Here is a 13,801-nt window from a genome sequence, read left to right on the forward strand (position 1 = left end):
CCGAATGACTTCCATTTCTTTCAATTCAAGGATTAAACAGTTCAACAAATCAATAGATCTATGCTTATCTTTGTCTATTCTTAAAGCAAAATAGGTGTAGGCATGATGGAGATGAATCCTTCGGATTATTTATTTCAACAATTCAAATTTCCGCCAACGGCAGGACAAGCAAAACTTTTTGATCTACTGAATGAATTTATCTTAGATAAAGGCATCAAACGCCATACTTTTTTGCTTAGAGGATATGCAGGTACAGGTAAAACTTCTACTGTAAATGCCCTTGTTCGAGTTCTTCGCAGATACAACTATCAGACCATGCTTTTGGCGCCAACAGGACGTGCAGCCAAAGTGATGTCTTATTATGCGAAACGCAGATCATACACCATTCACAAAATTATATTCAAGCAAACAGAAGACCCAGACAGTGGTGTACTGAGGTTTGAACGTCAGCGAAATACTTCCCAAAATACCATTTTTATTGTCGATGAGGCTTCTATGATCAACGATCAGGCAGATATGGGAAATGCAGGATTACTGACTGAGTTGATTCAGTATGTTTTTCAAGATCCTAAATCTGGAAATAAATTACTCTTGATTGGAGATACAGCTCAGCTTCCACCAGTTCATCAGCAAATTAGCCCTGCGCTAGATGCTATTGTTTTGGAAAAAGACTTTCACCTCAGACTTATAGAGCACGAACTGACACAAGTTGTTCGTCAAGCAAATGAATCGGGAATCTTGGTAAATGCTACGGGTATTCGTCAGCAGTTAACTGTTCCAGACCCAAAAATTACGCTATGGACGAAAAGCTACAAAGATGTTTTTAGTATGACATCTGAGCGACTGGAAGATGGATTACTTTATGGCTATGATAAGTTTGGGACAGAAAATACCGTTATAATCTGTCGTTCAAATCGTCAAGCAACTCAATATAATCAGTACATCAGAAGGCAAATTCATTTTAGGGAAGAAGAATTAGAGCCTGGAGATCAACTGATGATTGTTCGAAATAACTATCATTGGCTACCTGAAGATTCTCCTGCGGGATTTCTTGCCAATGGTGAATTTATAGAAGTTTGTAGTGTCAGAAATATAGAGGAAATGCACGGGCATCGTTTTGCCGATATTTCTTTTAAACTACTTGATTATGATGATCACCCGATTATTGAAGCAAAAGTTTTACTCGATACCTTACATTCTTTTACCCCAAGTTTAAGCCAACAAGAGAACCGAGAACTTTATCAAAACGTTGTTGCAGAATATAATGATGTAGATAGCAAGGCGAAGCGCATGAAGATGATCAGAGGAGATCAATATTTGAACGCCTTACAGATTAAATTCTCTTATGCTTTAACTTGTCATAAATCTCAGGGTGGACAGTGGGACGCTGTGTTTGTAGATATGGGGTATTTACCTAACAATGAGATTGACATTGATTTCTTAAGATGGCTTTATACTGCAACAACTCGTGCACAGTCAGAGCTGTTTTTTATGAACTTTCCATCAACATATTTTAAATAATTGTAAATATTTCAAACTAATTGTTTGATTATTCGCAATGACCACTTACTTTTGTTGCAAGCGTTTAATAAAATCGCTCAGAAAAAATGAATAAAGCAAGCAACCATATCACCCTGATATTCTTCGCTGCTCCTATCGCTAGACAGGAGGCGGTTGCTCGCGTACGACGTTTCCGACGTCCCTAACGGGGACATAAAATCATAGGTTGTTCCTATCCGAGACAACCACACCATTCTACAAAATGCTGATACGGATCGATGAAAATTCAGCAAACAAATTCCAAGAAAAAGTTAACAAGCTCTATTTATAACCGAATTTTGTATTCTTCTGACGTTTCCAAGTTATGAAGTATCATTCTACTGATTTTGTGTTGGCGGTAGCCAATGAATCGCATATGAGTTATGCAGATACGATTTGTGCCACAATCGAGGAATCTGCCAAGGCGAGAGGTACGGGTATTGCCAAAAGAACCGTAGAGTACATCAACCTTAAGATATCTGAGGGTAAAGCTGTTATTGCTTTACACCAAGATGGTAGATTTGCTGGTTTTTGCTATATCGAATCATGGGGACACAACAAGTTTGTGGCCAACTCTGGTTTGATTGTTTCTCCCGAATTTAGAGGTGCAGGACTTGCAAAAATGATTAAGCAAAAAGCTTTCGAACTTTCGAGAGAAAAGTATCCGAATGCTAAACTTTTTGGTCTGACTACGAGCTTACCTGTCATGAAAATCAATAGTGAACTAGGATATAGTCCTGTTACTTTTTCGGAATTAACTGACGATGAACAGTTTTGGAAAGGCTGTCAAAGTTGTATCAATTATGATATTCTGACGCGTACGGAAAGAAAACACTGCCTCTGTACGGGTATGTTATATGATCCTGACAAAGTAGAGGCAAAAAAGGAAAAGGATCTGAGCCTTTCTGAAAAAGTAGGCATCTAAAGAAATAGCAAAGAGCAAACTCTATATAAACAACCAATATTTTTAAGAAACTTATGGAAAAGAAAAAAGCTGTATTGGCATACAGTGGTGGACTTGATACATCCTTTTGTGTAAAGTACCTCACTGAAGAAAAAGGTTACGAAGTACATACAGCACTCGTACAAACTGGAGGATTCACTCAAGAAGAACTTCAGGATGTCGAAGAGAAAGCTTACCAAATGGGAGTAACATCGCATACCGTGTTAGATGTTACAGATAAATACTACCAAGACTGTGTGAAATACTTGGTTTTTGGTAATGTCTTAAGATATAATACTTACCCACTTTCGGTATCGGCAGAAAGAGTTTTCCAAGCGATGGCTATCGCACAATATGTACAAGAAGTTGGCGCTGATTATGTAGTACACGGAAGTACAGGTGCAGGAAATGACCAAATCAGATTTGATATGATTTTCCAGATTATGATTCCAAATGTGGAAATCATTACGCCAATCAGAGACTTAAAACTAAGCAGAGAAGAAGAAATAGATTTCCTTAAAAAGCATGGTGTTGATAAAGATTGGGAAAAAGCAAAATACTCAATCAACCAAGGAATTTGGGGAACATCAGTAGGAGGAGCAGAGACACTCACATCTCATCAATCATTACCAGAACACGCTTATCCTACACAACTTAGCAAAGAAAACTCAGAACAAGTAGAGCTTTTCTTCGAGCAAGGAGAGTTGAAAGGAATAAATGGAAAGCATTACGATAATCCTGTAGATGCAATCCAAGAATTAAACGACATAGCAGCTCCATACGGAATAGGAAGAGATACCCACGTAGGAGATACGATCATCGGAATTAAAGGAAGAGTAGGTTTTGAAGCTGCTGCCCCTGTGATCATCATAAAAGCCCACCACACTTTAGAAAAGCATACACTTACGAAATGGCAATTGTACTGGAAAGAGCAGTTAGGTAACTGGTACGGAATGCTTGTTCACGAAGGACAAATGCTTGATCCTGTAATGAGAAATGTGGAAACATTCTTGGCAGATACACAAGAGCATGTAACTGGAAAAGTCTTTGTAGCCCTTCATCCATATCGTTATGAAGTTTTGGGTATTGAATCTGAAAATGACTTGATGTCTAGCAAATTTGGTGCTTACGGAGAAATGAATAATGCTTGGACAGGCGAAGATGCAAGAGGTTTTGCAAAAATGTTGGCCAACCAAACAATGATTTACCATAAAGTACACGAAGACAAATAATCCAAGCAGAATAAACGATACTAACATGAAAACGATTAAAGCAGGAATCATTGGTGGTGCAGGGTTTACAGGTGGAGAACTCATCAGAGTATTGCTCAATCATCCAAATGTAGAACTAGGATTTATCCATAGTAGAAGTCATGCGGGAGAGCCTCTTCACAAAGCACATGCTGATTTGGTAGGAGAAACAGCTATACTTTTTACAGATAAAATTGAGCATGACGTAGACGTAATTTTCTTATGTCTAGGTCATGGCGAGTCTAAAGTTTTCTTGGATGGACAAGACTTCCCTTCTTCCGTAAAGATCATTGACCTTAGCCAAGATTTCAGATTGAGAGCTTCAGCAGAAAAAGGTGGTAGATCTTTTGTGTATGGTCTTCCAGAACTGAACAAAGAAGAAATTAAGACTGCAAATAATATTGCAAATCCAGGTTGTTTCGCGACAGCAATCCAATTGGCGCTAATGCCTTTGGCAGATGCCAAGCAATTGAACTCCGATATTCATATTTCTGCAGTAACAGGTTCTACAGGAGCAGGACAAAGTTTGACAAAGACAACAGGCTTTACTTGGAGGAACAATAATATTTCTCATTACAAAGCTTTCAAGCACCAACATCTTTTCGAAATATCGGAAAGTTTGGATAAGTCACAGGAAGGATTTGAACAAAGCATTCACTTTATCCCATACAGAGGGAATTTTACTAGAGGTATCTTAGCTTCTGTTTATCTTAAGACAGATCTTTCTGAAGATGAACTAAAATCAATCTTCCAAGAGTATTACCAAGATCATGTATTTACGCATGTGATTGATCAGCCTGTAGATGTAAAGTTGGTGGTAAACACTAATAAATGTCTGATTCATGTAGAAAAACATGGCGATATGGTCTTGATTACTTCTGCGATTGATAACTTACTAAAGGGAGCGGTCGGACAAGCTACTCATAATATGAACTTGCTATTTGGATTGGAGGAAAAAGCAGGGTTGAATTTAAAACCAAGTGCATTTTAGTAGTCAGATGCTCTGAAGCTATTATCTAAAACCAAAACGCTAATCCGAAATTATGGCAAAATTATTTGATGTATATCCGCTTTTTGATATCCAACCCGAAAAGGGAAATGGTGTATGGATTTACGACAAGAACGGTGAGAAATACTTAGACTTATACGGAGGACATGCCGTGATCTCAATTGGTCACAGTCATCCGCATTATGTGGGTATGCTCAACGAACAATTGAATAAGTTGGTATTTTATTCTAACAGTATTCAAAACCCTTTGCAATCTGAATTGGCCTCTAAGTTAGGTGAATTATCGGGCTACAAGGATTGGCAATTGTTCTTGTGTAATTCTGGTGCTGAAGCCAATGAAAATGCATTTAAGCTAGCTTCATTTCATAATGAAAAGAAGACAATCATTTCATTTACGAAAGGCTTTCATGGTAGAACCTCTCTGTCCGTAGCAACCACCGATAGTGCAAAAATAAAAGCACCTGTCAATCAAGTTCACGATACAATGATGCTGCCTTTTAATGATGAAGATGCATTGAAAGAAGCGTTTGAACAGAATTCAAATATCTGTGCAGTTATTGTAGAGGGAATTCAAGGAATCGGAGGTATTCATGTACCAACGGAAAGTTTCATGAAGAAAATCAGAGAGTATTGTAGCCTTTACAATGCTGTGATGATTGCTGACGAAATCCAATCGGGATATGGAAGATCAGGTAAATTCTTTGGTCATCAATGGGCAGGAGTAGAACCAGATATCATCACGATGGCAAAGGGTATGGGAAATGGTTTTCCAATTGGAGGAGTGTTGATTTCTCCAAAGTTTGAAGCTTGGCACGGAATGTTAGGTACAACTTTCGGAGGAAACCATTTGGCTTGTTCCGCAGGAATTGCTGTTTTAGATGTGCTTCAGAAGGAATTCTTACTGACCAACGCTACTACTGTAGGAGATTGGCTGATGGAGGAATTAGCAAAAATAAGTGGGGTAAAAGAAGTCAGAGGAAAAGGTTTGATGATCGGTGTAGAAATGGATACCGAAGTTGCTTCTATCCGAAAAGACCTTCTTTTTGATCACCATATTTTTACAGGAGGAGCTTCAGAGAAAAATACATTAAGATTATTACCTCCTTTAAATCTAACAAAAGAACAAGGACTTAAATTTTTGCAAGCCTTCAAGAAAGTAGCAGAGGAAGCTATGGCTTAAGTGGTAACTTTTCAAAGTTTAAGTTCAATAAGGAATTACATGTAATGAAAAAATATACAACAGCCTACGACGTCCCGAATATCAATGACTTCGCAGATAAAGCACTAGAACTAAAGAAGAACCCTTTTGCTTTTGATACACTCGGAAAACACAAAACGTTAGGTCTGATTTTTTTTAATCCAAGTCTTCGTACACGTTTGAGTACGCAAAAAGCGGCGATGAGCTTGGGTATGAATGTCATTGTCATGAATGTAGATGGCGATGGTTGGAAATTGGAAACAGAAGAGGGTGTCATTATGGACAGTGACAAGGCAGAACATATCAAAGATGCTTTTCCTGTGATTGGCCAATATTGTGATATTATCGGAGTACGTTCTTTCCCAAGTCTGAAAGACAGAGAAGCAGACTATGCCGATAAAGTGATCAATGATATCGTAAAATACACCTCAGTTCCTGTGGTTAGTTTGGAATCTGCAATTCGTCATCCGCTTCAAGCGTTGGCAGATTTAATGACAATCAAGGAATTGAGTCAGAAAGCAAAACCTAAGGTCGTTTTGACTTGGGCGCCACACCCGAGAGCTTTACCTCAAGCGGTTTCAAATTCTTTTGCTGAAACGATGAATTTGGCAGATGTAGAATTGGTCATTACACATCCGAAAGGTTATGAGCTAAATCCTGAATTTGTTGGAAATGCTCGAGTGGTTTATGATCAAAAAGAAGCCTTCAAAGATGCTGACTTCATCTATGCAAAAAACTGGTCTTCTTATAATGACTACGGACAAATCCTATCTCAAGATAAAAGTTGGGTAGTGGATGAGGAAAAAATGGCATTGACAAATAATGCTCACTTTATGCATTGTTTGCCTGTTCGTAGAAATGTAATTGTGACGGATGGAGTGATTGACAGTCCACAGTCGGCGGTTATTCAGCAGGCAGGAAACAGAGAATTTGCCGTTCAAACGGTATTGAAAGAAATGTTGGAAAATCTTTAAGGAGAGCAGATGAAAGTATCAGTAGTTAAAATAGGCGGAAACATTATTGATAATGTAGAAGCATTAGACACTTTTATCCAGCAATTTGCACAGCTCGAAGGATTAAAGGTTTTAGTACATGGAGGTGGAAAATCAGCTTCAGCATTAATGAAGCAAATGGGGCTAGAGCCACAAATGATTAATGGGAGAAGAATCACCGATGCTGAAACACTCAAAGTAGTGACAATGATGTATGGAGGTTTGATCAACAAAAACATTGTGGCAGGACTTCAAGCACAACATTGCAATGCATTAGGACTTACTGGAGCAGATGCCAATATCATCGAAGCACATAAACGACCTGTAAAGGAAATTGACTTTGGCTTTGTTGGCGATGTAGATAAGGTAAATATTGCACCTCTGAAAGCATTTTTTGAGGCAGGTTTAGTACCTGTTTTTTGTGCGCTGACACACGATAATCAAGGCCAATTACTAAATACGAATGCCGATACTATAGCTTCACAAATAGCGGTAGGACTCTCAGAAGCCTATGAAGTTTCTTTGAAATATTGCTTTGAGAAAACAGGAGTCTTGATGGATATCAATGATGAAAGTAGTCTGATTGCGCATATTCATCAAGGAAATTATTCAGGACTAAAAGCTGATGGGGTAATAGCAGATGGTATGATTCCAAAATTGGATAATGCTTTTGATGCAATCGGAGAAGGTGTGGCAGAAGTACAGATTGGTAAGGCAGAAAATTTACTACAAAAAGAATTTATCGGAACAAGCATAACAGCCTAATCCGTGTAGTATAATCTTTTTCTATAAATGAAGGGGTATCTAACAGAGATACATGAAGATGAGTGTGTGATAATCAATTTTTAAGATTCTTAATCTAGAATAAAAATGAATGCCCTAAACAACAACACAATGAAAACTACCTCAATCTATTCCGATGCAGTGACTTTATTAAAGCAACTGATCGAGACACAATCGTTTAGTAGAGAAGAAGTAGATACAGCCGCTCTTTTGAAAGAATTTTGGAACGAACTTTCAATTCCTTACGAAGAGAAGGGGTTCAATATTTGGGTTAAGAACAAATTTTTCTCATCTGATAAACCTTCAATTTTACTCAATTCTCATCATGATACGGTAAAGCCAAATAAAGATTGGACAAAAGATCCTTTTGTAGCCTTGGAAGAAGATGAAAAGCTCTTTGGATTGGGTAGTAATGATGCAGGAGGAGCCTTGGTATCTTTGATGGCAACTTTCAGATACTTTTATGATAGAGCAGATTTGCCTTTTAATCTGATCATGGCAGCGACTGCCGAAGAAGAAATTTCTGGAAAGAATGGTATCGCGTCTATTTGGGATGATTTAGGAGAAATCGATCTTGCAATTGTCGGAGAGCCAACAGAAATGCATTTAGCTATTGCTGAAAAAGGTTTGATGGTCATTGACATGACGGCAAAAGGAAAATCTGGTCATGCAGCTCGTGATGAAGGTGTCAATGCCATTTCTATTGCAATGAAAGATATCCAGTGGTTTCACTCTTATCATTTTGCACAGGAGTCTGATTATTTAGGGCCTGTAAAAATGAGTGTAACGGTTATCAATGCAGGGACACAGCATAATGTAGTTCCTTCTGAATGTCATTTCACCGTAGATGTGAGAACGACAGATGCCTATTCAAATGAAGAGACACTTGAGATTATAAAGACTCATGTAAAAAGTGAAGCCAATGCTCGTTCAACTCGTCTGAATCCATCATCAATTTCGGCAGATCACCCAATTGTAAAGGCGGGCTTAGAAATGGGAAGAGAAACTTTTGGTTCTCCTACACTTTCAGATCAGTCTTTGATGCCTGTTCAGAGTTTGAAAATGGGGCCGGGGCGTTCGCAACGTTCGCATCAAGCAGATGAATTTATCTATTTGAAAGAAATTGAAGAAGGTATTCAGATTTATACAGAGCTCTTGGAAAGATATGCTCACACACATTAATTAGAAAGAAACAACACACAAGTAAGAATATACGAAAATGAAGCTTTGGCAAAAAGATTTTGATGTAGACAAAAAGGTGGAAACTTTCACTGTCGGTAAAGATAGAGAGTTAGACTTAGATTTAGCTCCTTACGATGTGTTGGGATCTATTGCACATGCTACCATGCTGGCAAAAGTAGGTCTACTTACGGAAGATGAAAAAGATCAGTTAGTGGCAGGACTACAGCAAATCTATAAAGAAGTAGAGGCAGGGGATTTCGAAATCAAAGATGGAATTGAAGATGTGCACTCTCAAGTAGAATTTCTTCTGACTGAACGACTAGGAACTGTAGGTAAAAAACTCCACTCGGGAAGATCAAGAAATGATCAAGTTTTAGTAGATCTAAAGCTTTACATGAGAGGAGAAATAGAGCAATTGGTAGATAAAGTTTCTACTGTTTTTGGCTTGCTAAACAAGTTGAGTGAAGAACATAAGGAGCTTCTGATGCCGGGCTATACGCATATGCAAGTAGCAATGCCATCTTCTTTCGGACTTTGGTTTGGAGCATATGCCGAAGCTTTGATCGATGATTTGGAAGTCTTGAAAGGAGCGTATAAAGTAGTTAATAAAAATCCTTTGGGTTCTGCTGCAGGTTATGGTTCTTCTTTCCCGCTTGACCGTCAGATGACAACCGATCTGTTAGGCTTTGAAGTCATGAATTACAATGTAGTTTATGCGCAAATGGGTAGAGGGAAAGTCGAGTATATTGTATCTAATGCACTAGCTTCTATTGCCGCTACAGTCAATAAGCTTTCGATGGATACTTGCTTGTACATGGGGCAAAACTTTGGTTTCTTCTCATTCCCATCGGAATTGACAACGGGTTCGAGTATTATGCCGCATAAGAAAAACCCAGATGTATTGGAGCTGACAAGAGCAAAATGTAATCAGCTTTTAGCACTTCCAACACAAGTCAGTATGTTGACAAGTAACTTACCTGTTGGTTATCACAGAGATTTTCAGCAGATCAAAGAATTGCTGATGCCCGCATTCGGTATGTTGAACGATTGTTTGGATATGGTGATGCTTATGTTTAGTAATATCACGATCAACAAAGACATTCTTGATGATGAAAAGTACCATTACCTATTTAGTGTAGAAGTGGTAAATCAGTTGGTGTTGGAAGGTGTACCATTCCGTGAAGCTTATAAACAAGTGGGAATGGATATTGAAAAAGGCACATTCAAACCTCAGAAAGAAGTAAACCACACACACGCAGGTAGTATCGGGAATCTTTGTAATGAAGAAATTGCTGCTGAAATGCAAAAAGTAGTAGATGGTTTTGAATTCAAATCTTTGCACGAAAAACTAAAAGCACTTCTTGCATAAATTTAGTAAGATAAATAATACAGAAAAGGACGATAAGAAATCTTACAGGATTTTCTATCGTCCTTTTTTAATTCCTAGAACTTAGAAATTAGGCAGAAAGTCTGATCGAGGTACACTCTCCGTTTTGATCGTAGATATCAATGATAGATAATTCACCGTTGTCGTGCTGTACGGTATAAATATCTACAGGAGCTTTCACTGTGTGGAATAAAGTATCACCATTATTACCTTCTAGTGTAATGATGATGTCATTTCCTTTGCCAACAGGGTCGTAGTCAACATCTCTCAACGCCTTGTCTTCAGCTAGTGTATTGTTCTGCACTTCCAAAACAACATGTCTACCTTTGTTACTAGAGTTGATCGATTGCAGTTTATCCGACCATTCTTCTTGCGATAAATGTTTTCTGATACTCATATTCTTAAGCCTATTTTATGTGAATAAAAATGAGATTTAAGCACCCTTGAGTGTTTGTGATTTACTCCAAGAACAAAAGGGATTTGTAAAAGTTTCAGAAGTATAAAAAGCGAATGAAAGTGGTTGTTCGTTTATGAATCAGCTTCCCAAAGTCCATTTTCAATGACTTCTAGAAGGTGTCCGTCGGGATCTTCAAAGTAGAAGGATTTTTTCTTGGCAGACCATTTCCAAATTTCTTCATGTAAGATGGAGATGTTTTTTTCTTTTATTTCCTGCTTAAGCTGCTCATATTTTCCACGAGGAGCTTCAAAAGCAATATGAATTTTTCCACCACCATAATGTCCTGGTAAATCCCCGCCTTTTTTACTTTCTTCAGAAATAAAGCAGAGTAATACCGATGTTCCTACTCGGAAAAAGATATGCCTTCCTTCTACTTTACCAATAACAGGAAAGCCAAGTAAATCATGGTAGAATGCCTTGCAGTCATCAAGGTCTTTGACATAAAGGCAGGTTTCTTTGATCTGGGTAAATTCCATACTAGAATTTAATAAAAAATGAGTTTACCCGATTGCTCAGATAAACTCATTTTTAGGGAGAAGAATTATAATTAAAGTTCTTCTCGGATACGTTTTAGTAACTCCACTGAAGCATCAATTTCTTTTTTACGAATAGAGACACTTTCTATATTGAAACCTACAGGAATGTGCTTTAAGTGAGCATAAGAATACAAATCCTTGAAGATATCAACACAATAGTCAACCGAATGATGAAGAATATCTACTGAGTTTGCCAACTCGTTTTCTATCCAAGTAGGGAAAGAAACACCTAGCCACTTCATAAACTCCATAGTTTTAAGAGAACCACAAGGGGCTAGTGTAAATATGATTGGCTGCATTTCGATATTTTCCTTCTGACAGTGATAGTAGTAATCTGAAAGGAAATCTTTAGCCGCAGAAACATCATAAACTGTTTGTGTGATAAAGAATGAACATCCTTTCTTCGCTTTCTCAATCATACGAAGGTGTTCATCTTTTTTAGTCTGATGTCTTTCCGGAATACAAACGCCACCAAGTTTGGTATTATTTGGTGTATTCTGATACAGAGAATAGGCATCGCCGAGTGTCATCATGACTTGTTGTTTGCTAGAAGCAGCTCCAACAAACACCATACACGAGTTTGAATCTTTGTTGCTTAGTTCGTTAGCGAGTTCCTCTTGAGAATATTTTCCGACACAACGATAAACGATTTTAGGGACATCCAACTCATCTAGATAAGAGTCTGAATATTCCATTGAATCTAATGACGGTAAAAACGGAAAAGGACGTTCTTCTGAAGTACGGTCACTTTCATCTTGAATGTCATAAATCACCAATGCATCAATATCAAGTTCCTTGATACGTCGGATTTGATTTTGAGAAATCTCGGTAAGTTTTTCAGGGGCATTTCTTTGTTTTGGGGGAGTGATCCCGTATGTGATGAACCCTGTTTTTTTGGTTTTAATTATTTCTTTGAACATAGTGTACTTAGTCCTTCATGTAAATTGCAGTTACAAATTAAAAGAATACTTTCGCAGTTTGAAATAAAAAAGGTTAGATATCTCTTTTAGGAAATGAAAGACAAAATAAAATTCTAGAAAAAGTCACTTTTTTGATTCTGATACTATTTGATCTTCTCATAAGGCAAAATCTTTTGAAAAACTATTTTTTGCTCAAAGATTTATAGGTGAGAGAAATCATACTTTAAGAGAACATATGTCATAATCTAAACTAGAAATAGCCCTTATTTTTGGAGCAGTGGATAATTCTGATATGAAGCACAGCCAGAAGAGGGGAAACCTTTGGAGGTTGTGCTTTTTTATTTTTTTGAAAAAATATTTTTGCTCCGTAATTCATTTACGGTCTATGCCTATAATTTTGTTAGAGTAATAAGAAGATAATTAGATAAAATATTAGAAAAATTTCTATATTTTCGGAAAATCGATACAAATCATTTAGATCATAGATAAATTTCAACGATCATGGCAGCAGACAATAAAGAACAACAAGAAAAACTCAATGCACTGAATACAGTCATTTCTAAGCTTGACAAAACCTATGGTAAAGGTACAGTCATGAAAATGAACGATGAGAATGTAGTAGATATTCCTGCAATCTCAACAGGTTCATTGGGCTTAGACCTTGCTTTAGGTGTAGGTGGTTTACCTAGAGGTCGTATTGTAGAGGTTTATGGACCAGAATCTTCAGGTAAAACAACTTTAGCTTTGCACACTATTGCTGAGGCACAAAAAAATGGTGGAATGGCAGCTTTTGTAGATGCTGAACACGCATTTGATAAAGTTTATGCTGAGAAGTTGGGGATTGATATGGATCGTTTGTTGATCTCTCAGCCAGACCATGGTGAGCAAGCTTTGGAGATTGCAGAGCACTTGGTTCGTTCTGGAGCTTTGGATGTTGTGGTTATTGACTCGGTAGCAGCTTTGGTTCCTAAAGCGGAATTGGAAGGTGATATGGGAGATAGCCGTATGGGACTTCAAGCACGTTTGATGTCGCAAGCACTTCGTAAGTTGACAGGAGCAGTTTCTAAAACAAACTGTGTATGTATCTTCATTAACCAATTACGTGAGAAAATTGGTGTAATGTTCGGTAACCCTGAAACAACAACGGGTGGTAATGCCTTGAAATATTACTCTTCTGTACGTTTGGATATCCGTCGTATTGGAGCGATCAAAGAATCTGCTGATAATATAGTAGGTAACCGCACAAGAGTAAAAGTTCAGAAAAACAAAGTAGCACCTCCATTCAAACAAGTAGAATTTGATATTCTTTATGGTGAGGGTATTTCACGAGCTGGTGAGGTTCTTGACCTTGCTGTAGATATGGAGATTGTGAAAAAAGCAGGTTCTTGGTTCTCTTATGGAACTACAAAACTTGGTCAAGGTCGTGAGGCTGTAAAAGAAATGATCAAGGATAATCCAGAGTTGATGGATGAGCTTGAAACTAAGATCAAGGCGAAAATTGATGGAATTGAACTTCCTGAAGAAGAGCCAGCAAAACCAAAGAAAGCAGAAAAGGCAGATAAAGAATAGTCTTTATTTCTAAAAGATAAATTGAAAGGCATCCCT

Annotated in this window: 13 protein-coding genes; 10 read left to right on the plus strand and 3 right to left on the minus strand. The window is 37.7% G+C overall.

All coding sequences use genetic code 11. From position 1 onward, the window contains the following. The first annotated feature begins 102 nt into the window (after window positions 1-102). The 9 genes from BC781_RS20120 (at window position 103) to argH (ending at window position 10,265) form a co-directional block, all read left to right on the plus strand. Window positions 103-1,521 (plus strand): ATP-dependent DNA helicase, encoded by a 1,419-nt coding sequence (locus BC781_RS20120; protein WP_109621260.1) that lies wholly within the window; start codon window positions 103-105, stop codon window positions 1,519-1,521. Between the two features lie 343 nt (window positions 1,522-1,864). Next, complete coding sequence (locus BC781_RS20125) at window positions 1,865-2,464, plus strand: GNAT family N-acetyltransferase (RefSeq protein WP_109621262.1); 600 nt, start codon at window positions 1,865-1,867, stop codon at window positions 2,462-2,464. Window positions 2,465-2,517: 53 nt separating this feature from the next. Next, entirely contained in the window at window positions 2,518-3,714 is a 1,197-nt protein-coding gene (gene argG / locus BC781_RS20130) for an argininosuccinate synthase (RefSeq protein WP_109621264.1), read from the plus strand. A 25-nt stretch (window positions 3,715-3,739) separates the two neighbouring features. After that, window positions 3,740-4,723, plus strand: coding sequence for an N-acetyl-gamma-glutamyl-phosphate reductase (gene argC / locus BC781_RS20135; RefSeq protein ID WP_109621266.1), 984 nt, complete (start codon window positions 3,740-3,742; stop codon window positions 4,721-4,723). A gap of 52 nt (window positions 4,724-4,775) precedes the next feature. Then, a complete protein-coding gene (locus tag BC781_RS20140) occupies window positions 4,776-5,921 on the plus strand; it encodes an aspartate aminotransferase family protein (RefSeq protein WP_109621268.1) in 1,146 nt (381 codons plus the stop codon). Between the two features lie 44 nt (window positions 5,922-5,965). After that, window positions 5,966-6,913, plus strand: coding sequence for an N-acetylornithine carbamoyltransferase (locus BC781_RS20145; RefSeq protein ID WP_109621270.1), 948 nt, complete (start codon window positions 5,966-5,968; stop codon window positions 6,911-6,913). 9 nt (window positions 6,914-6,922) lie between these two features. Then, window positions 6,923-7,696, plus strand: coding sequence for an acetylglutamate kinase (gene argB / locus BC781_RS20150; protein ID WP_109621272.1), 774 nt, complete (start codon window positions 6,923-6,925; stop codon window positions 7,694-7,696). Between the two features lie 129 nt (window positions 7,697-7,825). Beyond that, window positions 7,826-8,896, plus strand: a complete 1,071-nt coding sequence (locus BC781_RS20155; protein WP_245935640.1) for a M20 family metallo-hydrolase — start codon at window positions 7,826-7,828, stop codon at window positions 8,894-8,896. Window positions 8,897-8,933: 37 nt separating this feature from the next. Further along, the gene (gene argH, locus BC781_RS20160) at window positions 8,934-10,265 is read left to right on the plus strand and encodes an argininosuccinate lyase (protein ID WP_109621275.1); all 1,332 of its coding nucleotides are present in this window, start codon (window positions 8,934-8,936) and stop codon (window positions 10,263-10,265) included. A gap of 88 nt (window positions 10,266-10,353) precedes the next feature. Here argH and BC781_RS20165 read toward each other — a convergent pair whose 3' ends face one another. The 3 genes from BC781_RS20165 to BC781_RS20175 all read right to left on the minus strand — a co-directional run bounded on the left by BC781_RS20165 (window position 10,354) and on the right by BC781_RS20175 (window position 12,196). After that, window positions 10,354-10,680: a DUF5335 family protein gene (locus tag BC781_RS20165; RefSeq protein WP_109621277.1), complete on the minus strand. Its 327-nt coding sequence runs from the start codon at window positions 10,678-10,680 to the stop codon at window positions 10,354-10,356. A 131-nt stretch (window positions 10,681-10,811) separates the two neighbouring features. After that, window positions 10,812-11,216, minus strand: coding sequence for a VOC family protein (locus tag BC781_RS20170; RefSeq protein ID WP_109621279.1), 405 nt, complete (start codon window positions 11,214-11,216; stop codon window positions 10,812-10,814). 71 nt (window positions 11,217-11,287) lie between these two features. Further along, a complete protein-coding gene (locus BC781_RS20175; RefSeq protein ID WP_109621281.1) occupies window positions 11,288-12,196 on the minus strand; it encodes a methylenetetrahydrofolate reductase in 909 nt (302 codons plus the stop codon). A gap of 501 nt (window positions 12,197-12,697) precedes the next feature. On the opposite strand from BC781_RS20175, the gene recA reads away from it, so the two are divergent. After that, entirely contained in the window at window positions 12,698-13,765 is a 1,068-nt protein-coding gene (gene recA, locus BC781_RS20180) for a recombinase RecA (RefSeq protein WP_109621283.1), read from the plus strand. Window positions 13,766-13,801 lie beyond the last annotated feature (36 nt).

The sequence above is a fragment of the Sediminitomix flava genome, from assembly GCF_003149185.1.
GTDB lineage: Bacteria > Bacteroidota > Bacteroidia > Cytophagales > Flammeovirgaceae > Sediminitomix > Sediminitomix flava.